We start from the raw sequence: 23,487 nt of genomic DNA on the forward strand, positions 1-23,487 counted from the left end.
CGAGAAGGGTCACCGGACCGTCGGAGACGGTCCGGTGACGAGTCGATCACGGCTTCGGAGCAGCCACATCCGGGGTGGCCGGAGCCGGAGCGGCCGGCATCGCGGGGGTCGGCGGAGCGACGGGCTCCATGCGCTCGATCTTCGCCGCATCGCGGAGCTTCATAATGGTGTCGCTCTGCGCCTTCTGCACGACGTAGCGGGCCACCTGGTCTTTGACGGCGTCGAAGGGGGGGAACGCCTTGTCGCGCTTGTCTTCCAGCTTGATGATGTGCCAGCCGAACTCGCTCTTCACCGGGTCGGAGATCTGACCCTTCTCGAGTTTGAACGCCGCATCGGCGAACTCCGGCACCATCTTGTCGCGCGTGAACCAGCCAAGGTCGCCGCCCTGCGAGCCCGGATCCTTAGAGACCTCATCGGCCACTTTGGCGAAGTCCTCGCCGCCCTTTACGCGCGCCAGCGCCGCCTTCGCCTCGGCTTCGGTCGGCACCAGAATGTGGCGGGCGTGGATCTCCACCTCCGGCTTCTGCTGCTTGGCGACGTCCTCATAAACCTTGCGCTCGGCCGCGTCGGTCGCGGCCGTCTTGGCCACGTTGGTCAGCACGCTCTCCATCAACGTCTTGTCGCGGTAGTAATCCATCTGTTGCTTGAAGGCCGGCGTGTCGGCGGCACCGTCCTTCATGCCCTGTGCGGCAGCGAGCTTCAGATCGATGAGATAGTCGAGCACGTAAGTGTCGCGGGCCGCACCCTTGAGCTGCTGCGGCAGGGTCGCGCCGAGGTCCTGCGTGGCGATCCTGACGTCTTCGTCGGTGATCTCGACGCCGTTGACCTTGGCCAGCACCTTCGCCTCGGCGACGGTCGCGCCCAAGAGGAGCGCCAGGGCGGCGCCGGCCAGGAGAGTTGATTTCAATCGTACGCGCATAAGGATGTCCGTTCGGTGAGAAGGCTCCGCGACGCCCGAAAGCAGCGTGGACCTTGGGCGGATGGCGTCTTTGCTTGTCTCGTGCTGTGGGCGTTGGTCGGGAGCCTTGACGAGCGATGCCCAGACCGGCCGACCCTCGGCCCGTCCAACCTTTGAGCGCGCCGGTTCGGATCAAGCCACTGGACTTTCGGCCTCTCTAACTCTCGTTGCCAACCTCCGCTGCATTGACAAGGTTTCCGGGCGCTCATATCTGCGATGGCGGAATTTTGCCATTGCTTTCTCGCGCGTCCGACTGCGGAACCGCCACAAGGGCCGCCCATCGCGTTGCATCCTTGCAGCGCGATCTCATCGCTTAGTGTATCACGCACGATCTTTGTCGCGCATTCGCCGTGATGCCGTGACACTGGTTCGAAAACGCATAACGCGAGCCGGTCCGCCGGCTTCGAAAGGTCTTCATCAATGTTCGGCTCGCTCGCAAGAAAGATTTTCGGCTCATCCAACGACCGCAGGCTGAAGACTTTCTCCTCTCGCGTCGCCGCCGTGAACGCGCTCGAGCCGGAGATCGCAGCGCTGACCGACGCCGATCTTGCGGCCCGCACCGCGACGTTCAGAGCGGAGCTCGCGGCCGGCAAGACGCTTGACGACATTCTGGTGCCAGCCTTTGCGACGGTGCGCGAAGCCGCGAAGCGCGTCCTCGGCCAGCGCCATTTCGACGTGCAGCTGATCGGCGGCATGGTGCTGCATGAGGGCGCGATTGCCGAAATGCGGACCGGCGAAGGCAAGACGCTGGTGGCCACGCTGGCGACGTACCTCAATGCGCTGGCCGGCAATGGCGTGCATGTGGTGACCGTGAACGATTACCTCGCCCGTCGCGACGCCGAATGGATGGGACAGATCTACCGCTTTCTTGGCCTCAGCGTCGGCATCATCGTGCACGGCCTCGACGATACCGCCCGGAAGGAGGCCTATGCGGCCGACATCACCTACGGGACCAATAACGAATTCGGCTTCGACTATCTCCGCGACAACATGAAATACGAGCTGAGCCAGATGGCGCAGCGCGGCCATTCCTTTGCGATCGTCGATGAGGTGGATTCGATCCTTGTGGACGAAGCACGGACGCCGCTCATCATCTCGGGCCCGTCGGACGACAAGTCGGACCTTTACAACAGTGTCGATAAGTTCATCCCGCACCTCGTCCGCGAGGATTACGACCTCGACGAGAAGCAGCGCACCACCAACCTGACCGAGGTTGGCAACGAGCATATCGAGGCTTTGATGACCGAGGCGGGCCTTCTGGAAGGCTCGCTTTACGAGGCCAGCAACGCGACGCTCGTGCACCACGTCCAGCAGGCCCTGCGGGCCCATAAGCTGTTCAGTCGAGACAAGGACTATATCGTCCGCAACGACGAAGTCGTCATCATCGACGAATTTTCTGGCCGCATGATGCCGGGTCGCCGCTATTCGGAAGGGCTGCATCAGGCGCTCGAAGCCAAGGAGCACGTGACGGTTCAGCCAGAGAACGTGACGCTCGCCTCGATCACGTTCCAGAATTACTTTCGACTCTACAAGAAGCTGGCGGGCATGACCGGCACGGCCGCGACCGAGGCCGACGAATTCGCGGAGATTTACAGCCTCGACGTGATCGAAATCCCCACCAATCGCCCCGTGTCGCGTCTGGATGGCGACGACGAGGTTTATCGCACTGCCGAGGAAAAGGCCCGCGCGGTGGTGCGCGAGATCGAGGCCGCGAATGCAAAGCTGCAGCCGATCTTGGTCGGGACCACGTCGATCGAGCGATCCGAGCAACTTGGCGAGTTGCTGGCACAGCAAGGCTATCAGCGCATCGACTTCACGGCTCCGAACGCACTCGACAAGCTGTATAAGTCCGCCCGGTCCGGGAGGCCGTCCAAGACCTTCGCGATCCTGAACGCACGCTTCCACGAGCAGGAAGCCTATATCGTGGCCGAGGCCGGTGTGCCCGGCGCCATCACGATCGCGACCAACATGGCCGGGCGCGGCACCGATATCAAACTCGGCGGCAGCGAGGAGATGCGGATCGGGGTCGAGGCGGGGTCGATGGAGCCGGGTTCCGCACGGGACGCCAAGGAAGCGGCCATCCGCGCCGAGATCGCCGCCTTCAAAACGAAGGCCATGGAGGCTGGCGGTCTCTACATCATGGGCACCGAACGCCATGAAAGTCGCCGTATCGACAACCAATTGCGCGGGCGATCCGGTCGCCAAGGCGATCCAGGGAGCTCTAAATTCTTCCTGTCGTTGCAGGACGACCTCATGCGCATCTTCGGCTCCGAGCGGATGGATGCGGTGCTGACGCGTCTGGGCCTGCAGGAAAACGAAGCCATCATCCATCCGTGGATCAACAAGGCTTTGGAAAAGGCGCAGCAGAAGGTCGAAGCACGCAACTTCGACATGCGGAAGAACGTGCTGAAATACGACGACGTCATGAACGCCCAGCGCAAGGTGGTGTTCGAGCAGCGTCGCGAGATGATGGCGCAGGACTCGCTCGAGGAACAGATCGACGAGATGCGGACCTCGGTGGTCGACGATCTCGTGGCGCGCTTCATCCCGCATGACGCTTATGCCGAAACCTGGGATACGGCAGGCCTCAAGCAAGCGTGCCTCGAAACCCTCAACCTCGATGCCCCGATCGACGAATGGGCCAAGGAAGAGGGCATCGGCGACGAGGAACTGAACGAACGTCTACAGAAGGCTGCCAACGAGGCCTATGCGGCGCGCGTGGCGCAAAATACGCCCGACGTGATGCGCTATGTCGAGAAGCAGGTCGTGCTCCAGATGCTCGATCATCTCTGGCGCGAACATCTCGTCGTGCTCGATCATCTGCGGCAAGTGATCGGGTGGCGTGGTCTCGCGCAGCGCGATCCGCTGAACGAGTATAAGTCGGAAGCTTTCGACCTGTTTAACAGCCTCGTGGCCCGTCTGCGAGAGAGCACCACCGCGCAATTGATGCGGGTCGAGATCGCCTTTGAGGCGCCGCAAAACGAACTTCCGCCTATGTTCGCCTCGCATACCGATCCGTTGACCGGTGACGACGATGTCGCGCTTGAAAACAACAACCCTCAATTCGGCAATCGAGATTTCGCCTTCAATACGGCTGCGGCCGGCGCGGCCGTGTTGACCGCGGACGCAGCTGTGCATCGCGATCCGCAGGATAGCTCGACATGGGGCAAAGTTGGCCGCAACGAGCTTTGCCCTTGTGGCACGGGCCGCAAGTTCAAACATTGCCATGGCGCCCTGCTTCAGGGCGGCGAATAGACGCCGTCTCTTGACCATCGCCGGGCCGCTTCCATCCTTCATCGGACGCGGCAATTGCCCCACCCGGCTCGAGGAAGCGACAGACATGCCATCCAACCCATTAAGCGATAAGGCGCGAGGGGTTTTCGCCTTCGCGGCCTATCACCAACTCACCTCCAGCGAGACGGTGATCGACGTCATTTTGAAAGACGATGCCGGGCATTCGGCGGACCCCGCCGCCATCAAGGAACTTGAGGATGGTGGCCTCGTCACGGTCAATGGAGCGCGCGCCGCTTTCACGAGCGATGGGCAGGCTTTTTTCAGTCGTGTGCTCGAGGCGATCCGAGGCGCAGCCTAACGATCGCGATCTGCGAGCCGTGGCGCACACCTCCGGGCGATATGTCGCGCGATCGCGACCATGCCGGTTGAACTCATGCCACCATCGCCGTGTCTAACGAGACGTTCACGAGGATCACGGGAGGCAGGTCATCCCAAGTTCGAACCGGCTCAGAGACGCGCTCGTCGCGGCTTCGCCTCGTCTATCGCCGCCACCGACGCCGTGGTCCAGCATCCTGATCCATGGTGGCATTTCGATGCTATGGCTCTTGCTGTTCGCGCGTGCCTTCGTGCTCGACGGCGTTTTTGCCTGGTCGATCGGCATCGCCTACGTCGGCTATGACACGGCGCTTTTGCTCTTTGTGTTCTGGCAGACACTTGGCTTGCGAAAGGCCGTTCCGGCACGCCCGGCAAATGGCGCGCCCGTCAGCCTCGGGGTTATCGTGGCGGCCCATAATGAGGCCGACATCCTTCCCGTAACGCTGGCGGCCCTCTTCGCTCAATCCGAGCCGCCCGACCGTATCATCATCGCGGACGACGGCTCGACGGACGGCACCGCCGCACTTCTCGAAGGCTCGTTTGGGCTGATCAGCCCAGAGATCGGCGCCATGAGCGCGTGTAGCACGCGATATTCCACGCTGCAGTGGTTACGACTGCCCCACGGCGGCAAGCCAGCGGCCCTCAACAGCGCTATCGTGTTGACCGACACCGATATGGTCCTGACGGTCGATGCCGATACGTTGCTCGACTCGGACGCGATCGCGGCTATGCGGAATGCCTTCGCGGCCGACCCCACCCTCGTTGCCGCAACCGGTATCCTGACGCCCGTCTGCGCCGCAACGACAGGCGGCCGCATCTTTCAGTGGTTCCAGACCTACGAATATATCCGCAACTTCCTCTCGCGCTATGCCTGGATGCAAGTCAACAGTCTCCTGCTGATCTCCGGAGCTTTCGCAGCCTTTCGCCGGATAGCCGTCATCGAGGTCGGCGGCTTCGATCCGGCCTGCCTCGTCGAGGATTACGAGCTCATCCACCGGCTCCGTCGCTACAGCGTGCGCGAGGGACGAGGCTGGACTACCAGCGTCGTCGGGGCGTCGCGCGCCCTTACCGACGCGCCTGGCTCGACAGGTGCCTTTCTGCGCCAGCGGCGACGTTGGTTCGGCGGCTTCCTGCAGACGCAATATTGGTATCGCGACATGGTCGGGAACGGCACCTATGGCTGGCTCGGCTTGTTGATGCTGCCCGTCAAGGCTGCTGACACGCTGCAGCCGATCTACGGCCTCACGGCTTTCGGACTTTTGGCCGTCTACGCCGTGACCGGACGGTTCTCTCTGGTCAATCCCGTGGCCGGCGTCATCGGGTTGAAAATCCTGATCGACTTCGCCTTTCACCTCTGGTCGATCCATCTCTATCGCCGCTGGGCCGCGCCCTCGGCGTCGGTCAGTTTCGGGTCCGGTCTCCTCGCCGCCCTGCTGGAGCCGTTCAGTTTTCAGTTGCTTCGCCATCTCGGCGCCGCCTGGGGATGGGTCATGTTTCTGACAGGCGAACGGACGTGGGGGGTGCAGCAGCGGCTCGGGCTCGTTGCCGTTCCGCATGGGCCGACACGTCACGTGGACGAGCCTGGACGGGACCCCTCGTGAGCGTCATGATCGGAGTGGAGGCTCGACGATGATCCAACGCTACACGCGCACCGCGATGGTGTTTCACTGGCTCGTCGCAGCCCTCATCGCAGCGAATGTGATCATGATCTGGGTGGTCGACAGCCTGCCGGACACCATGGCGCGTCCCGTGATCGACACGCATAAGTCTTTCGGCATCACGGTGCTGGGCTTGGCGATCATGCGCGTGTTGTGGCGCGCGACCCACGCTCCACCTGCGCTTCCGCCCGGCTACCCAAAGTGGGAGCGCTGGAGCGCCCATGCGGCGCATGGCGTGCTGTATCTTCTCATCTTCTGCCTGCCCCTGTCAGGCTGGATGCACGACTCGGCTTGGAAAGAGGCGGCGACGCATCCGATGTATCTGTACGGGCTGATACCTTGGCCGAGAATCGGATGGCTCACCGCCATCGATCCGGCCCAAAAGGATTATTGGCACGATCTGTTTGGCCGCGTGCATACGGCGTTCGCTTACGTGCTCTATGCGATGGTGGTCGCTCATGTCGCGGGCGCACTCAAGCACCAATGGTTTGATCGGGAGCCCGAACTTCAGCGCATGCTTCCCGGACGAGACGCCGTCGGGCTAAAAGCCGAAGAGCCGCGCTGAAGCGGCATTCCGCAAGCCAGATCGTGTCTCAATGCGGAGAGGAGACATGCTCCTTGACGCCCGACATCACGAGCCAGGCGATAAAGACACCGAGGACATTGACGCATAACACCGTGAAGGTGATCCAGGACCGGAGCGGAAGTGTCGCATGGTCGCTGAGGTTCGGCTCGACGATCCGCTCGATGTAAAGCTGCTTGCGGCGAACCTCGGCCCGCGCTGTGTCGAGTGACGAATTGGCGAGCGCCAGCGCCTTCGTGGCGAACTCGCGCTCAAGAGCCAGCCGCTCGTAAGTTCCCAACTTATCGGCAAGACCGCCATCGACGGTTGAGACGCGGGATCGCTCGCGGTCGATCTGGGCGCGGGTCGCGTCAGCCTGCCGACGAAGATTGATCAGCCCCGGATTGTTCGGCGATCCCGCCGTCATATCCGAAATCTGGGCTTGCGTCTGAGCCAAATCGTTCTGCAACTTAGCCACCAAGGTCGAGACCAAGACCGAGCTGGTCACGGGATCGATCATGGTTTCCTTGTTCTGGAAGGCCGTCACGGCGACTTGCGCGTCGGTCAACCGATCCTCGTTGCGCTTCACTTCCCGCTCGGCGGTCGTCACCGCATCCTTGTGGATGTTCGCATTCAACTGGTTGACAAGGTCCTCACCCAGATCGAGCAGCGCCACGGCGATCGCCTGTGCGTCGTCGGGTCGGAACGCCTGAACCTCCAGCGAGGTCACGCCGGTCGCGGTGCTGTAAACCACCGAGGTCATCTTTGTGTAATATTTGTACAATTCCTCCTGTGTGCTGCCGAACATCAGGGAGGGGTAGCGCGAGATAAAATCGGCTCCGCGACCATACATCTCCGCAAGCGGCAGATGCTCTTCCAGCTTTTTCACAGCATCGCGGGATTCCAAGAAATTCTGGACCGAATAGGTATCGTCGTCCGACCGGCTCATGCCCGCCATGCGAAGCAGCGAATTCAGGCCACCGCTCCCGCTCGGCTTGGAGGCTGTCCGCACGATGAAGGCCGCAGACGATACGTAACGATCGCTGGCGATCAAACCGTAATAAGCGCCCGTCACAAGCGTCGGGGAGAAATAAAACAGCAGCATCAGGTAGGGACGCCATTTGATACCGGTCCGGGCGCGCTTCAACACGCCTGCGATCGGGCCGCCCGCGCCGGGAGCACCACGAAGATCGCGCCCTTGAGCGGGGGTAAGGTCGTTGGGTCCGGTCCGCAGAACGGTGTCGTTTAGCTCGACCTGACGAACGTCTGTCATGAGGGACTCTTGGTTGCGGCGGAACCCGGAGGCCGAATGGGTCGCGCGGGAGTCGCGATTACGTCGCTAGTGGCCATGTCTCAGGCCTATGTCAATTTAAGGGCTTCGCGCCGTCAAGCGATGCTCGTGACGAGTCGCTCGTTGGAGAACCGGCGCGAGGCCTCTGGTCGTGACGGTTCGCATACGGCCGCAATTCGGCGCCAATCGCTTTGTATTGCACGCCTTTGGCGGTAGACTTGCGTCTGCGACGTCATTATCCCCCGTCGGCGTCGGTGTCCAGGGTCACCACGGTCCACTCGGGACGTGCCATATCGACGATCCATGCTATGGCACGCTCGTCTTGAGGGCTGAAGGTCTATGAAGCCGTTGCGAAGCGAAGAAATCGAAGTCCAGAACGTCAAGCTCATTCGCATCGTTCCTGATCAGGAGGGCGGCGACGCCTCCCTTCAGGCACGACAGCGCTCCCCCAGCGGCTTTTACAGAAACCTGCCCTTCCTGATCATCGTCGTCCTGCCGACACTTCTGGCTGCCCTCTACTATTTCGGCATCGCCTCATCCCGCTACCAATCCGAGGTCAAATTCGTCGTTCGGTCGCCCGGCAGCGCGGCGTCGAGCGAACTCGCATCCCTCGTCTCGGGCTCGAGCATCGTTCGAGCGGGCGACGATGCCTATATCGCCAAAGCCTATATGCTGTCGCGCGACGCGATGGAACAATTGGTCGAAAAGGACGGATTGCGGGCCGTGTTCGACAAGGCCGGATGGGACTTTCTCTGGCGCTATCCAGGCCCGTTCCGCTCGTCAGATACCGAAGGGCTGATGAAGCATTATTTGAAATTCGTCAGCATCGCCTATGAACAATCGAGCGGCATCCTGACGCTTGGCTTCCAGGCTTTCGAGCCGGAGGATGCAAGACGCATGGCTGGTGCGCTGCTGGCCCACACGGAAGTTTTCCTCAACGGCCTCAACGTGCGGGCCCAAAACGATGCGATCAAGTCAGCCGTCGCGCAGGTCGACGATGGAAAGCAGCGCGCCTACGATGCTCTCGACAAGGTGACGGCCTTCCGCAACCGGGAAAACGTCGTCGACCCGACCAAGTCCTCGACCGGCATCGTCGATAGCATCTCCCGCCTGTCGCTCGAGACCTCGAACAGCAACGCGCGTCTCGCCGAACTCGCGACCACGACGCCTCAAAGCCCCGAGATCCCGACATTGCGGACCCGCGTGGCCGCCCTGCAGGATCAGATCGGCAAGCAGCGTCAATTGTTGGGCGGCACCACCGCTTCGCTGGCGCCCCGCATCGCCGAATATCAGCGCCTCCTGCTCGAGCAGCAATTCGCCGAGCGCTCATTCATGTCGGGACTCGCATCGCTCGAGTCGGCGCGCCTCGATGCGGAGCGGCAACGCGTGTTTCTGGAACGTGTGACCGCGCCTGACCTGCCGGACTTTCCGGCTTATCCCTATCGCCTCGCCTCGGTGCTCGGGACGCTCGCAATCTCCTATGGGGTGTTTCGTGTGTTCAAGTCGGTGTCCAAGGATGTCTGGGATCACGCCAAGAAATGAGCAACGCCGCCCATAATCACCATCTCGTCAACAGCTTACTGGCCGGCAACGGCTTACCGGCAACCGGCGAGACGCCCGATCTTGTGCCGCCGCGTGCCATTGCTGCGGTCGATATCGTCAAGGAATTCGATACCGAGCACGGTCGCCGCCGCGTTCTCGACGGCATCTCGTTCAAGGTGCATATGGGCGAGCGGATCGCCATTCTCGGGCGCAACGGCGCCGGCAAGTCGACCCTGATCCAGATCCTCTCGGGTTTGCAGCGGCCGACATCGGGCCATGTCGATCGCGGCTTGCGGATGTCTTGGCCGCTCGCCTTCGCGGGCGGCTTCGAGGGGGATCTCACCGGCTACGACAACATTCGCTTCATCTCGCGCGTCTATAATGCACCCTTCCGGGAGGTGTTCGATTATGTCGATAGCTTCGCCGAACTCGGTCGCCTGCTTTACGAGCCGATGCGCTTCTACTCGTCGGGGATGAAGATGCGGATCGGCTTCGCGCTCTCCCTTGCGATCAACTTCGATTGCATCCTGATCGACGAGGTCATTCTGGTCGGCGACCGGCATTTCCAGGAGAAATGCGTGCGCGAGCTCTTCGAATACCGCAAACATTGCGCCATGATCATCGCGACCCACGGCATGGACGTCGTGACGCAATATTGCTCGCAAGCGCTGGTGATGAAGAATGGCCGCGGCCGGGTCTTCACCGATCTCGACATGGCCGTGAAGATCTACTCGTCGCTGTGATCGCGATGGTCCTCGGCCGACCCCTTGCCGTGTCGCCAGCTTAACCGGCGATGCGCGAGAACGTCACCTGACCCAGGGCCATGTGCCCCTCGATCGTGCCTTCGTCGTTCATAAAATGAACCTCGATATTATGTTCGGGGTCGTGGTGCTGCATCGTAAACGTGCCCTCGAAGGCGCCTCCATCGCTCGGACGCAGCAACACCTTCGCGATGGCTTTGTTGTCGCAATAGAAGGTCAACCGGAACGGCGTTCCTCGCGCCTCCATCGAAAAAGCCAGAATCAGTCGGACTTGCCAGGTCCCGGGCGGGAGATGGAAATAAGGTCCATAATAGATGATCCGCGCCGCACCCGTCACGTCCGCGACGGCCGGCGCGACCTCGTTGGGTTTGTCGCCCGAGAGGAACACCTTCGACGGCCATGTGATGATACCAATGTCGTGACTGATCGCGCCCAGCACCATCGGTGACAGAACCTGACGAGCCAGCATCGCCTCGTCGGCCGTGATGGTGTCGGCCAAGTGATCGAGCCGGACATAATGGGGCACTCGGCGTTCAAGCGCCGTCTCGAGGCTCCAGGGCGCATCGATTGGCCCAGCGAAGGCTTCGATCAACGCCTGCAGATTGATCGGCTCCAAGTCCAGGCGGAGATGCTCCACCACAAGCGCGACGATTTCCAGAGCCGACCCCTGGAACGCGCGATGAACGAGGGTGACGGCGGAATTGTTCGGCAACACGTGATTGGCTGCGGCGCATGAGGTCGACAGTCTCAAGGCATTCAGCACATCCGTTCCAGCGGCCGCCTTGGTGAAGCGAACGCTGTCGACGGGATCGTCCAGCACCGCAACGACCGGGATCGTCGCGCCCGCGACAGCGTCGGCGATGCGTCGGCCTGGATGTGTGACGATCAACGTTCGACGTGCGCCCTCGACACGCCCGAGGTCGGCTGGCGCCTGATCCCGGTCGGCGATTTCGACATCGACGGGCGGCGTCGCCCTGACGCAGGCTTCGCGCACCAAGTCCGAAACCCATTGGCCAAGGACGCTCGATCCGCTGATCACGATCGCATCGTGAACATCACCCGCTCTCAGCAATTCGTCATGCCCTCATGTGTCATCGCCAGCAGCACCATGACTGCAATCGGCATGTGGCTTCAAGTCGGTTTCGGCGGCCCTGGCACCAAGTTGGAGCCGTGCCGCTTGGTTCGACGGAACCCAGACCCTTGAAGAGAGCGAGCGATTCCGTCAAGGCACGCGGCGCCCGCACGCAAAGCCAGAGCTTCATTTCCAGCTGCTTTCATTCTAAACCCCGAGGCATCCGCGTTCGACGATGGTTGCGACACGTCTTTCCGGCATGTTCCGATCGGCCCGGTGAAGCGAGCCGGACGATCGGGTTGGGGGTCAGAACGACACGATGGCGACGATTTTATTCGACGGGCGAGATGCTTATCGCAAGGGTGGGACCGGCATTGCGACATACGCGCGGCTGCTCGGCATCCTGGCTCGCAAGCTCGGGTTCGACACGCAACAGGTCGTGTCCAGCGAATACCCGCCGGACAAGAAAGACCCGGTGCTGAACGAGATCCGCTTTCACGATGTACCAGGCAAACGGCTGACAATTTCGCAACTCGTCAAGGTCGGCTGGCGCGCCTCGTTAGGGGGCTTTTCGGACATTCGACCGACGAAGGTGCTCAACACGGGGGCGGTCGTCGATCCGACGCCTGAAAGCAAAAAAGCCTTTGCCAGCACATTCGCGAGTTTCAAGCTCTTTCTGATCGGCGAGGCTCTCTATCGTGTCCATGGCCGGCGAGCCGTGATGCAGTTCGATAGGACGCCAGACATCTTCCACGCGACCTCTCCGGTGCCGCTTCAGGTGCGCGGGGCCGCCAACCTCTACACGATCCATGACATCATCCCGATCCGGCTTCCCTACACCTCGCTGACCAACAAGAAGTTCTTCTACAATCTGACGAAGGAGCTTTGCGCCAAGGCCGACCACATCATCACGGTGTCGGAATTCTCGCGCCGCGACATCATCAAGCTGACCGGCATTTCCGAGGACAGGATCACCAATACCCACCAAAGCGTCAGCATGCCGCAGCATCTGCTGTCGCGCAGCGATGATGCCGTTGCGGCAGATCTCGCGCATATCTTCGAACTCGACATGGATGGATATTTTCTGTTTTTCGGTGCCATCGAACCGAAGAAAAATGTGTCGCGCCTGATCGATGGTTACCTTGCATCCGGCTCGAAGCGACCCTTGGTGATCGCCGGCGGCCTCGGTTGGCAATTCGAAGGCGACGTCAAACGCATGCAGGACGAACGCTTCTTGAGCTATCGCGTCACCGGGGAGCGGATCGCGGCGGAGCGGATGGTCCGACATGTCGACCATGTGCCGTTCGACCAACTCGTCAGCCTCATCCGGGGCGCACGCGCCTTGATTTTCCCCTCGCTCTACGAGGGGTTTGGCCTGCCCGTGTTGGAAGCCATGTTGCTCGGAACACCGGTGATCACCTCCAACGTATCATCGCTGCCGGAGATTGCAGGCAATGCCGCGCTTCTGGTCGATCCCATGGATGTCGCATCGATCGCCCAGGCGGTCCGGACGCTCGATAAGGATTCGGACCTGTGCCTCGATCTGACCGAGCGTGGACGGATCCAGGCATCTAAGTTTTCTGTGGAGCGTTACGAGACGAATATGGCGGCACTTTACGCTCGGTTTGCCAGTTGAGCATAAAACCAAGGGCGGCGGCCGTGGTGCTGGCGGGGCTAGACAATCGATCGCGCGCAAGTCAAACAAAACGGCGGAAGCCATGTGTGAGGGGCGATCGCAATCCATCGATGCAATTATGAGCGGCGTGACGTCACGAGACCGGGCATGACCCCGTTTGCCCAGCACATCGTCGCTACCTTGGGCGGACCGGCGACCCAGCTTTGTGCTGGTCGTTCGCAGGCCCGCACGTCGCCAGCCTGTCAAGCGTCCAACCTTGCGCAACCGACCCGAGCCGGATACCGCTTTGTGTTGCAATCGTGGATAGAGTCCGCGGACGCGGTCGTGGCCTGATGAGTTGGTACTGGATTCGCTTCGACAGTCAGCGAAAGAGGCACATTGAAAAAGAACTCTGAAATCGCAATTGTCGGAAGGGCATGTCGCCTCCCGGGCGCGAATTCTGTGTCGCGCCTGTGGCAATTGCTCCGCGATAACAAATGTGCGGTTACTCATATTCCCTCTGACCGTTGGTCGTTGGACCGGTTCGGCCATCCCCGGCATGGCGAGCGGGGCCGGAGCTACACTTGGGCGGCTGGCGTTCTCGACGACATCTGGGGCTTCGATCCGGCGGCGTTCGGCCTGTCGCCACGGGAAGCCGAGCAGATGGATCCGCAGCAGAGGCTGCTGCTTGAATTGACATGGGAAGCGTTGGAAGACGCTGGCATCAAGCCGTCCAGCATCGCCGGTACCGAGACGGGCGTTTTTGTCGGTGCATCCACGACCGATCACGGCAATTCGAAGATGTTCGATATTGCGTCGACCGATGGCTATTTCGCCACTGGCAATGCCGCCTCGATCTTGGCCAATCGTGTCTCCTATATCTATGATCTGAATGGCCCGAGTTTTACGGTCGACACGGCTTGCTCCTCCTCGATCGTGGCGCTCGATGCCGCCGTTCAGGCCCTGCGAAGCGGCCGCATCGAGACCGCAATCGTCGGCGGCGTCAGCATTCTGACGACCCCGTTTCAATTCGTGAATTTTTCGCAGGCTTCGATGCTGTCGCGCGTCGGCCTGTGCCAGGCTTTCTCGGCGAACGCCGACGGCTATGTGCGGTCCGAAGGCGGGGCCGTGCTGGTGCTGCGGGCACCTGGCAGTGTCGCAGAAGGGACGGACCGTATTCACGGCACCGTCATCGAAACGCGCGTCAATTCTGATGGGCGCACCAACGGAATCGCACTGCCGTCCAAGAAGCGTCAATCGCAATTGCTCGATCAGCTCTACGGCGGAGCGGCGATCGACCCCAATCATCTCGCCTTCGTCGAGGCGCATGGAACGGGCACGCCGGTCGGAGATCCGATCGAAGCGACCGCGCTCGGCGAAACGCTGGGACGAGGACGCATCGCGCCGCTTCCGATCGGCTCGATCAAGTCCAACATTGGCCATACGGAAGCCGCGGCCGGGCTGGCCGGCGTGCTGAAGGCCATGCTGGCGCTCGAAAACGATCTACTTCCCGCGTCGCTCCATTGCGATGAGCCCAATCCGAACATCGACTTCGACCGGCTCAATTTGCGGGTGGCATCGACGGCCATCCCCCTGAAGCGCGGCTCCACGCCACGGCTCGCCGGCGTCAGCTCCTACGGTTTCGGCGGCACGAACGCCCATGTGGTGCTCGGCGACGCTCCTCCGGTTGCCGACCGCGAATCGGCGACTGCGCCGAACGTTCTGATGTTGTCGGCCCATACGCGGGCCGCTTTGGCCGATCTCGCCGAGACCTACGCGCAGCGCATCGATGCTGCGGCACAGCGGAGTGATGCAGCTAAGCCCGACGCCGCGACTCTGATGGCCGCCGCCAATCATCGACGCGACACCCTGATCGAGCGTCTGGTGCTGCCGGTCGATCGCGATACGGACGTCGCGACTGCGTTGCGGGCCGTGGCGCAGGCCAATGGTGAAAACACGCCGCCTGCTATCGTCGGAACGGCAGTTGGTCGGGAGGCGCCGGTCGCCTTCGTGTATTCCGGCAATGGTAGCCAGTGGGTCGGCATGGGCCGCACAGCCTATCGGGACTCCACCGCCTTTCGGACCCGCTTCGACGAGGTCGACACCCTGTTTCGGCCGCGTGCGGGCTGGTCCCTCGCGACCATGCTGACGAGTGACGCGCTCGATGAGCATCTCGGCAAAACGAGCGTCGCGCAGCCGCTGATTTTCGCCATTCAGTCGGCCACGACCTTCGCGCTTAAGCAACTCGGGCTGGTGCCCGACTTCGTCTTCGGACATAGCGTCGGCGAGGTGGCGGCGGCGGAAGCCGCAGAGATCCTCGATCTCGCGACTGCCGTGAGAGTGATCTATTTCCGCAGCTTGCATCAAGAACTGGCCTTCGAGGCGGGCGGCATGACTGTCGTGATCGGCTCGCGCGAGGCGGCCGAGACCTTGCTAGAAACGATTCCCGGCCTGTCGATCGCGGCCTATAATAGCCCGCGCGCCTACACGTTTTCCGGCTCACTGGCGGCGCTCGACCAGCTTGCGGTTTCGGCACGCGGTCTGAAGGCGCGGGCGCAGAAACTCGATATCGCCTATCCGTTTCATAGCGCGCTGATCGCGCCGATCGAGCAACCGCTGCTCGCCGATCTCGGCACGCTGCCGAGCGCCACCGGCACCGCGACTTTCGTGTCCACCGTGACCGGCACGGCTCTCCCCGGTACCGATCTCGACGCGCTTTACTGGTGGCACAACGTGCGCGAGCCTGTGCTGTTCTCACAGGCAATCGAGGAAGCCACACGCCTCGGCGCGCGTCTTTTCGTCGAGATCGGGCCAAGCCCGATTCTCCTGTCCCATATCAACGACACGCTAGCGGCCGGTGACATCACGATCGCGACGCTTCCGGTGCTCGACCGCAAGGAGCAAAGCGCGGACGCCTTCCGCACCGCGGCCGCCGTTGCGTTGTCGCGGGGTGCCGTGCTCCGGCACGATTCGGTGCTGGGCATTGATCCCGGACCTTTATCCGACCTGCCCTCGTATCCGTGGCAAAGGAAAAGCTATCGGCTGGGGGATACGACCGAGGCCATTGGGTTCCTGACGGCTCGACCCTGGCATCCGCTTGTCGGCGCTCGTTATGCGCTCGATCAACTCGAATGGCACTCGCAGATCGATACAGCGCTGGTGCCGGCCCTGGCCGATCATGTGGTCGACGGTCACGTTCTTCTGCCGGGAGCGGCCTTCGCCGAAATGGCGCTTGCGGTCGCGCGGGACTGGCTCGGCACTGAGACGGCAGCGATCGCGGATTTCGAGATCCACCAGCCGATGATCCTGGCCGGGACGGCGTCTCGCGATGTCCGCTGCCGTGTTCAGCCGGTCACCGGCACGATCGAGATCATGAGCCGACCAAGGCTCGGTCAAGCGGCGTGGCAAACCCACGCGGTTGCCAAGATCCTCCGTTTCACCGGCGCCCCCGTCGATGTCCCAGATCGGTCTAACCCCGAGGGTCGTGCGACCATGTCGGGAAAAGATCTTTACCCGGCGGCCGCGATTTCCGGCCTTCAATATGGACCGGCTTTTCAGCTGCTCGAGAGCGTCTACCGAGTGGGGCCCGACGCGATCGTTGTTGATCTCGTCTCGGGGGAGGGCGACCAGCGCTTCGGGTTCGATCCGGCCCGCGTCGACGCATGTTTTCACGGATTGGTGCTGCTCTTCGCCGATCTTGCTGTTGCCGGTCGTTTGAAGCCCTATGTCCCGGTTGGGATTTCTGAACTGAAGCTCTTCCAGCCGCATGTTCCGGTTGCTCGTGCCTATATCGAGGTCGTCCGAAGCGACGAGCGAACCATCGTGGTGCATTTCACCCTGGTCGACGCCCAAAACCGCCCGGTTGCCCTGCTTCACAAGGCGCGCTTTCAAGCCATGAACGCGTTCCGCTCGTCCGAGCGGCCAATCGATTATATTGGGCAAAAAGCGATCCTTGCGGCCGAACCCCTCGCGGTTCAGGAAGAACCGGCGATCACGCCCGCGCAGGTCGTTTCGGCCGCGAAAGCCGCGGGGCGGTTGAGCGGCGATGACGCAACGGCTCCTTACGATTACGTTCTGCTCGATGGATGGGCCACGGCGGTCGCCTTCGGTCTGTTCGAAGCGCTCAGCCAGAACGGCATCATCGATCTCGAGGCCTTGGTTGCGGCTGGCACGATCGAGCCGAGACTGACGGAGTGGTTCACACGCCTGTTGGGCGCCTTGGAGCGCAGTGGCCTCGTCGTCAATGGCGACGCCGGCTACATGGTCGTGGCGAATTCCGAATTGCCCGATCCGCGCGACATTCTCCGCGCGCTGGCGGCAGATCATCCGGATCGCTCGGCAGAATTGCTGCTCGCGGCTCGGACCGGTGCTCTCATCGACACGATCGCGAAAGGCAGCTTCGGCGGCTCGGCGCCCGCCACCCTGACGGCCATCGACGGGTTTGAGTTCGGCGGTCATGCGGCGCTCGGATCGGCGACATTGCTGGCCGACATCCTTGCCCGCCTCGATGGCGCTTGGCCAAAGGATCGTGCCATGCGCGTCCTGCAGATCGGCGATGGGCCCCTTTCGGCCCATGCGGTGCGGCTCGCCGAAGCCCATTCGGCCGAACTGACGATCGTCGAGCCGGATCGTCGTCGCCTCGAACGGGCACGTCTGTCCTTCGACAAACACGATCGTCTCGCTTTCGTGGCGGGGGTCGATCAATTGGCTCCAGCCTCCTTCGACGTCGTGATCGCGGCGCAAAGCCTGTACCGGATTGCGGCCGACCGCACCGCTTGGCTGGGCGTCTCGGACGCCATGGCACCCAATGCCGTGCTGATCGCGGTCGAAGCCGAAGCATCGGTCTTCCGCGATCTCGTGTTTGGCTTGCATACGGTCCTGACCGCGTCGGCCGACACGGTCGAGATCCGCTACCCGGGTATCGCGTCAGAAGCCGGATGGACCCGTGCGCTCGCCGAGATCGACTTGACGGATGTCTCCGTTCTGCCGACGAACGACACGGATTATGCGCTTCTCTGCGTCGGCCGTAAAAGCGCGGCGCGAGCAGCCCGTGTGTTCAAAGGCGACGCGCTGGTCATCGGCGACAGTGGCCCGATGAGCGGAACCGCGAGCGCTTTGGCCACGATGCTGATGTTCTCGGGCCTCAAGGTCTCGAGCCTGGCGGATACAAGCGGCGCGGCCGAGACGCCGCTCGAGATCCCCGAAACGCTCGTTTATCTGGCTCAACCCACCGGCGATCTGACCTCCGCTGAACGGCTGGCGGAGCGGTGTCTCGACCTGAAGCGGCTGGTGTCACTGATCGGCGGGAAGAAAACCTCGCTCTGGATCGTCTGCCCCGGTGCGACGCGATCCGGACCGGGCGCGGACGCGGTCGAGGCCGGCGTGTGGGCTTTCTCGCGGACGCTCGCCAATGAGATTCATACCCTCGACATTCGGCGCATCGATCTCGTTCCAGGCCTGACGGCGGATGTCGCGGCGCGGCGGCTTCGCGATGTCATCTTGTCCGGGACGGCCGAGACGGACATCGTGCTGGACGAATCCGGCACCCATGTGCTTCGCTTCACCAAGGTCGATCCCCAACTCGGCGGCGCGATCGATCCGGACGTGTCCGTGCTCCGGCTCGTCAAGGGCGAAAACTCGAGCCTCGACCGGCTGCGTTGGGCCCACGAACTGCGTCGGGAGCCCGATGCTGGCGAAGTCGAGATCGCGGTCGAAGCCGCCGGCCTCAACTTCCGAGACGTGATGTGGGGCCTCTCGATCCTCCCAGAGGAAATCCTCGAGGATGGTTATGCGGGAGCGACCCTGGGGCTCGAAGGCGCCGGGCGAATCGTTCGCGTCGGGGCTGGCGTCACGCGGTTCAAGGTTGGCGATAAGGTCCTGGCTTTCGCCAAGGCAGCGCTGGCAACTCATGTGACCGTCACCGAAAGCGTCGTCGCTCCGATGCCCGACGGATTGTCGATGGCGGCGGCCGCGACGGTTCCGGTGGCATTTTTGACGGCCTATTATGCCTTGGTTCGATGCGCCCGCCTCGACGAAGACGAGTGGGTGCTGATCCATGGCGGCGCCGGTGGTGTCGGTCTCGCGGCCATGCAGATCGCGCGCTGGCGCGGTGCTCGCATCATCGCGACGGCCGGCTCGCCCGAGCGTCGCGACTTGTTGACTGCGCTTGGCGCGGAACATGTCTTCGATTCCCGTTCCAATCAGTTCGTCGACGATATTCGCCGCGTGACCGATGGTGGTGTGGGCGTCGTGCTGAACAGCCTATCGGGCGAAGCGATGGAGCGCAGCATTGCGGTCCTGAGGCCTTTCGGGCGCTTCGTGGAACTCGGTAAGCGGGACTATGTGGCCAACACCCACATCGGCCTGAAGCCGTTCCGCCGCAACCTGTCCTATTTCGGCGTCGATCTCGATCAGTTGATCCTGAAGGGGGACGCACCGGGCCAGAGCTTGTTCGATGACGTGATGGCCCTCTTTGACGAGGGGTCTTTGTCGCCCCTCCCCTACCGCATCTTCTCATCCGATGACGTCGTCGATGCGTTTCGCATCATGCAGCGATCGGGCCATGTCGGTAAAATCGTGATCGTGCCGCCCACGTTGCCGACGGAACGAACGCAATCCGCACAATCCTTTCTGGTGTCGCCCGATCGAACCCACCTGATCACGGGGGGGCTCGGCGGATTCGGCATTGCGACGGCGCAATGGCTGGTGGACCGAGGCGCGCGGCACCTGATCCTGATCGGGCGTTCCGGCGCCGCCAGTGAGGATGCGAAACAGGCCGTCGATGCGCTGACGGCGGCCGGTGTGTCGGTTCATATCGCCAGCCTGGACATCACCAACGAGGCGGCGGTGCTCGACCTTTTGGCCGAAACAGCACGGACGATGCCGCCACTTGCCGGTGTCATCCATGCCGCGACCGTCTTCGACGATGCGATCGTGGCGAACCTCGATCGGACCAAGCTGGATAATGTCCTGTCGGCCAAGATGATCGGCGCCGAAATTCTCGATCGAGCGACGCGGACCAGCACGCTCGATTATTTCCTGCTCTATTCGTCCGCCACGACCATGATCGGCAATCCGGGCCAAAGCGCCTACGTTGCAGCGAATGCGTTTTTGGAGGCTTTGGCGCGGCGGCGGCAAAAAGAGGGTCTGCCCGGCTTTGCGGTGGCCTGGGGTGCGATCGAGGATGTCGGCATTCTCGCACGCTCGGGGTCGAGCACGACCAATCTCCTCGCCCGGTCGGGCGTCCTCGGGATGAAAGCGAGAGACGCGCTCGATCATTTGGCCGACATCCTGCCGATTGCGGCCACGCTGCCGGATCCCGCAGTTCTGGCGGTTGCCTCGGTGAACTGGTCGACGGCTCGGGAACATCTCCCGGTGTTGCGGTCCAGCAGCTTCGCCGAACTGATGCATGGCGTGCAGGTGTCGGAAGCCGGCGATGTCGCGAAGATCGACGTCAAGGCGCTGGTCGAAAAGCTCGGACCGGCGGCTGCCTCTAAGGCGATCGTCGAGACGATCTCGGAGGAGATCGCGCGCATTCTTCGTCTTCCGCGCGACGACGTCAGCCGCAGCAAACCCTTGATGGAAATCGGCCTCGACTCGCTGATGGCCGTCGAACTCGGCATGGGCTTGGAAGAGCGCTTTGCCTTGGACTCACCGTTGTCGACCTCGGCCGGAGCCATGACGGTTCTGGAACTGGCGGATTATATCGTCGGCATGTCCGGCAGCGGCGACGGCAAGGATCAGGCGTCTGAAGCTCTGGCACTGCGCCACCTCGATGCGGATATCCGCAAGGAGATGGTGGATGCGCTTCCGGGGCTCGTCGACAGCGCTGACCGCAAGGAAATCGTGCAGCACTAAACCTAACACTGGTTCGACTGCGTCGGCCGGTCGCCACGCCGACCATCGGACCGGTTACGCCTAAACCCTTGCTGCGATCCGTCGTTTTGCGGCTGTAACCTCGCGCTCCTGCCGGATTGACGTCGACGTCACCCGGTCGCACGTCTAGATTGCTGCCATCGGAGCGGTCCCGCCCATCGTGCGGGGTTTCGCCACCGGTCAGGGCGGGGAGCATTCATGGAACCGAGCAAAGGTGAGCTTCGCAGCAAGGCGTTGCGAGAGCGCGACGCCTTGGACGACGCGTTGCGCAACGCCTTTGCGTCGCGTCTCTCTCGGATCGGACCATCCTTCGTCGCGGACTTCTCACCCACGGTCGCGAGGCCGGTGACCTCGCTCTATGTCCCCATCGGCAGCGAACCGGATGCGATGCCGTTGGCTTTGGTGCTGCACGCCGCGGGCATTCCGCTCGTGCTGCCTGTGGACTGGTCGCACGGAGCGCCCCTCATCTATCGGCGATGGGCGCCGGGAGAACGACTGGTGGCAGGCCCGATGGGGATCTACGAGCCCCTCGACGATGCGCCGGACGTCGATCCGGACGTTCTTTTCGTTCCACTCGCCGCCTTCGATCGGCTGGGACAACGTCTTGGCTATGGTGCCGGGAACGTCGACAGCACCTTACGGGCGATGCGGCGACGCAAGAACGTTCGTGCGATCGGCGTCGCTTATGCGGTGCAAGAACAACCGGCGATCCCTGTCGAGCGTCACGATGAACCGGTCGACGTCGTGATCACCGACCGCGAGGTCATCCTCTGTCAGCGTTGACGGGGCTTTTCCTTAACGATGGGTCGATCGACGTCCGAGATGATCGGCTCCGCCGGATCATCCGTTTTTTGCCCCTCCGAGACGGGACGCTGCGACTCGATCATTCGAGGAACCCCCGCAATGATCGCAGCGAGTTCTGGCTCTCTCACGGTTGCTGCGGCGGTCGCGACATCGAACCAAGCCGTTTTCCGCTGCCCCTTCTCGGGCCAGGATTTCCGCTGTCGCGAGACCTGCAGCGCGAATAGCGTCAGTTTGCAGGTGAGCGGCGGCTCATCCTCCATTGCCTTGCTGTAGAGATAATGACCGAGCGGCGCCTTGCCGACGATCTTGCCCCTCAGCCCCGCCTCCTCCCACGCCTCCTGCGCCGCCACCTGCCGCGGCTTCAGCTTGGAAATCGGCCAACCCTTCGGAACGATCCAGCGCCCCGTGTCTCGCGAGGTGATCAGCATGATCTCGATGTCGCCCGAGCGCTTGATCCGAAACGGAACCGCGCCGTACTGGCTGTATACTCGCGTTTTCGACGACATCCGAGCCGGGTCAACCTTTATAAGAGGATGACGGTTGAGGATCTCCGAATCGGTCGATCCGACAGTCGATACAGCCCCGTAAACGCCGACAACGTTAGCGATACGGCCGACCTTGTCATTCTCCTATGTTGGTTATGCGACGTTGCGCGGCGGCTTCGGTGGCATGTCGCTTGCAATCCTGGCAGGGTCGAGAAGGCGGTCTCGAGACGTCGCCATACAGGACCTTCAGCCATGTCGATCCTCCCGCAGCCTTCGTGTTCGTCTCGCACGCAGTCGCTCGGGTCGTGGCAAAGCCTGGTGTCCAAAACCTATTTCGACCTCGATCTTTCCAGCCCGACCTCCCAATCGTTCGAGGGCGTGCTCGGAAGTTGGGAATTTGGCGCCTTTGGAGTGTCGATCCTGCAGTCAACGCCGGTCATGTATCGGCGACGGCGGGAGAGTTGCGGAAGCCACGCGGCGCGGATCCTCGTGACGGTCCCGATCGAGGGTCGTATCGACTTTTCGCAATTCAATCGACAGGCGGTTTGCGGAACAGGCGGCTTCGTAATCGAAGCCAGCGACGAGCCTTACGTCTTTGCCCAGGCAATTTCCTCGAAGCTTTTGGTGTTTCGGGCGAATGAGGATGCGCTCCGCGATCGTGTCCACGATCTCCGAAGCGCGTTTGCGACGGTTGTCGACGGCCGGAATGGGCTCGGGGGCATGTTCGTGGATGTCCTCACGCTTGCGGCCGCGCGGATCGCACGCGATCCCGAACGCCTGCTGCCCCGCCTTGGGCCGCACCTCCTCGATCTTCTGGCGCTTGCGCTTGAGGGTGAGCCCAAGGCGCTCGGCTCGTCGCTGTCCTGCGTCAAAGCCGGGCATCTCGCGCGCGTCGATCGTCACATCGAAGAGCATCTCAGCGATCCGGACCTGTCGCTTGGCGATGTGGCACGCGCCTGCGGGCTATCGCTGCGCTATCTCCATCGCCTGTTTCACGATGCCGGATCGACGGGCCGACAATATATCCGCGACCGACGTCTCGATCTGGCCAACCACCTGTTGCAGCGCGCTCCCACGGGCGGCGGCTCCATCGCAAGCCTCGCCTATCGGGTCGGCTATAGCGATCAGGCGCATTTTTCCCGCGCCTTCAAGGCCAAGTTCGGTCACTCACCAAGCGAAAGTCGCGCCCGCCGAATAACCGACTGAGGCCGGCTTTGGCGCTGGCATCCAAGCTTTTGTGCACGCATCGGCAAGA

The 23,487-nt window shown here is 62.4% G+C and carries 14 protein-coding genes; 10 read left to right on the forward strand and 4 right to left on the reverse strand.

The genetic code is table 11. The features are described 5' to 3' along the window. Positions 1-46 precede the first annotated feature (46 nt). Positions 47-919, reverse strand: a complete 873-nt coding sequence (locus tag EY713_RS02855) for a peptidylprolyl isomerase (RefSeq protein WP_131113469.1) — start codon at positions 917-919, stop codon at positions 47-49. A gap of 459 nt (positions 920-1,378) precedes the next feature. Here EY713_RS02855 and secA point away from each other — a divergent pair, with 459 nt between their 5' ends. From secA to EY713_RS02875, 4 genes are all read left to right on the forward strand, one after another. After that, a complete protein-coding gene (gene secA / locus EY713_RS02860; RefSeq protein WP_131113470.1) occupies positions 1,379-4,213 on the forward strand; it encodes a preprotein translocase subunit SecA in 2,835 nt (944 codons plus the stop codon). 10 nt (positions 4,214-4,223) lie between these two features. Continuing rightward, positions 4,224-4,550, forward strand: a complete 327-nt coding sequence (locus EY713_RS02865) for a hypothetical protein (protein ID WP_131113471.1) — start codon at positions 4,224-4,226, stop codon at positions 4,548-4,550. A 235-nt stretch (positions 4,551-4,785) separates the two neighbouring features. Beyond that, on the forward strand, positions 4,786-6,168 hold the full coding sequence (locus EY713_RS02870; protein WP_131113472.1) for a glycosyltransferase family 2 protein: 1,383 nt from the start codon (positions 4,786-4,788) through the stop codon (positions 6,166-6,168). A gap of 28 nt (positions 6,169-6,196) precedes the next feature. Next, complete coding sequence (locus EY713_RS02875; protein WP_131113473.1) at positions 6,197-6,790, forward strand: cytochrome b; 594 nt, start codon at positions 6,197-6,199, stop codon at positions 6,788-6,790. A gap of 28 nt (positions 6,791-6,818) precedes the next feature. Here the strand turns inward: EY713_RS02875 and EY713_RS02880 are convergent, their stop codons facing one another. After that, positions 6,819-8,060: a KpsE/RkpR family capsule polysaccharide export protein gene (locus EY713_RS02880; protein WP_131113474.1), complete on the reverse strand. Its 1,242-nt coding sequence runs from the start codon at positions 8,058-8,060 to the stop codon at positions 6,819-6,821. 357 nt (positions 8,061-8,417) lie between these two features. Here EY713_RS02880 and EY713_RS02885 point away from each other — a divergent pair, with 357 nt between their 5' ends. Further along, complete coding sequence (locus tag EY713_RS02885; RefSeq protein WP_131113475.1) at positions 8,418-9,620, forward strand: KpsE/RkpR family capsule polysaccharide export protein; 1,203 nt, start codon at positions 8,418-8,420, stop codon at positions 9,618-9,620. Further along, positions 9,617-10,363 carry an ABC transporter ATP-binding protein gene (locus tag EY713_RS02890; RefSeq protein WP_131113476.1) on the forward strand — a complete coding sequence of 249 codons (747 nt, stop codon included), beginning with the start codon at positions 9,617-9,619 and terminating at the stop codon, positions 10,361-10,363. The genes EY713_RS02885 and EY713_RS02890 overlap by 4 nt, the downstream gene beginning before the upstream one ends. 40 nt (positions 10,364-10,403) lie before the next feature. Here EY713_RS02890 and EY713_RS02895 read toward each other — a convergent pair whose 3' ends face one another. Next, entirely contained in the window at positions 10,404-11,420 is a 1,017-nt protein-coding gene (locus EY713_RS02895) for a hypothetical protein (protein WP_131113477.1), read from the reverse strand. A gap of 352 nt (positions 11,421-11,772) precedes the next feature. Here EY713_RS02895 and EY713_RS02900 point away from each other — a divergent pair, with 352 nt between their 5' ends. The 3 genes from EY713_RS02900 to EY713_RS02910 all read left to right on the forward strand — a co-directional run bounded on the left by EY713_RS02900 (position 11,773) and on the right by EY713_RS02910 (position 21,726). Beyond that, on the forward strand, positions 11,773-13,089 hold the full coding sequence (locus tag EY713_RS02900; protein WP_131113478.1) for a glycosyltransferase family 4 protein: 1,317 nt from the start codon (positions 11,773-11,775) through the stop codon (positions 13,087-13,089). 378 nt (positions 13,090-13,467) lie between these two features. After that, positions 13,468-20,925: a type I polyketide synthase gene (locus tag EY713_RS02905; protein WP_131113479.1), complete on the forward strand. Its 7,458-nt coding sequence runs from the start codon at positions 13,468-13,470 to the stop codon at positions 20,923-20,925. Between the two features lie 216 nt (positions 20,926-21,141). Further along, entirely contained in the window at positions 21,142-21,726 is a 585-nt protein-coding gene (locus EY713_RS02910; RefSeq protein WP_131113480.1) for a 5-formyltetrahydrofolate cyclo-ligase, read from the forward strand. Here EY713_RS02910 and EY713_RS02915 read toward each other — a convergent pair. Beyond that, a complete protein-coding gene (locus EY713_RS02915; RefSeq protein WP_165491009.1) occupies positions 21,717-22,253 on the reverse strand; it encodes an NUDIX hydrolase in 537 nt (178 codons plus the stop codon). The two genes, EY713_RS02910 and EY713_RS02915, sit on opposite strands and share 10 nt — an antisense overlap. A 297-nt stretch (positions 22,254-22,550) precedes the next feature. On the opposite strand from EY713_RS02915, the gene EY713_RS02920 reads away from it, so the two are divergent. Next, complete coding sequence (locus EY713_RS02920) at positions 22,551-23,438, forward strand: AraC family transcriptional regulator (protein ID WP_210215304.1); 888 nt, start codon at positions 22,551-22,553, stop codon at positions 23,436-23,438. Positions 23,439-23,487: the final 49 nt, after the last annotated feature.

It is taken from the genome of Lichenihabitans psoromatis, assembly GCF_004323635.1.
GTDB classification, from domain to species: Bacteria; Pseudomonadota; Alphaproteobacteria; order Rhizobiales; family Beijerinckiaceae; genus Lichenihabitans; species Lichenihabitans psoromatis.